The organism is Pseudomonas sp. UBA6315, assembly GCF_002438125.1.
In the GTDB taxonomy this organism is placed as follows: domain Bacteria; phylum Pseudomonadota; class Gammaproteobacteria; order Pseudomonadales; family Pseudomonadaceae; genus Aquipseudomonas; species Aquipseudomonas faucium.
Genome location: NZ_DJTF01000080.1, coordinates 81,554 through 81,987, shown reverse-complemented (window position 1 = coordinate 81,987; position 434 = coordinate 81,554).

Sequence of the window (434 nt, the reverse complement as noted above, 5' to 3'; positions counted from 1 at the left end):
CACAAGCCCCCGCCCAAGCAAATTCCCCAAGCCACCCCGCCAAGTAACGCAGCCCCCGCAATCCCTGTGGGAGCCGGCTTGCCGGCGATGCAGACGCCGCAGTGCATGGCACCGGCTTCGCCGGTGATCGCTGGCAAGCCAGCTCCCACAAGCCTCCGCCCAAGCAAACTCCCCAAGCCACCCCGCCAAATGACGCAGCCCCCGCAATCCCTGTGGGAGCCGGCTTGCCGGCGATGCAGACGCCGCGGTGCATGGCACCGGCTTCGCCGGTGATCGCTGGCAAGCCAGCTCCCACAAGCCCTGCCCAAGCAAACTCCCCAAGCCACCCCGCCAAATGACGCAGCCCCCGCAATCCCTGTGGGAGCCGGCTTGCCGGCGATGCAGACGCCGCGGTGCATGGCACCGGCTCCGCCAGTGATCGCTGGCAAGCCAGC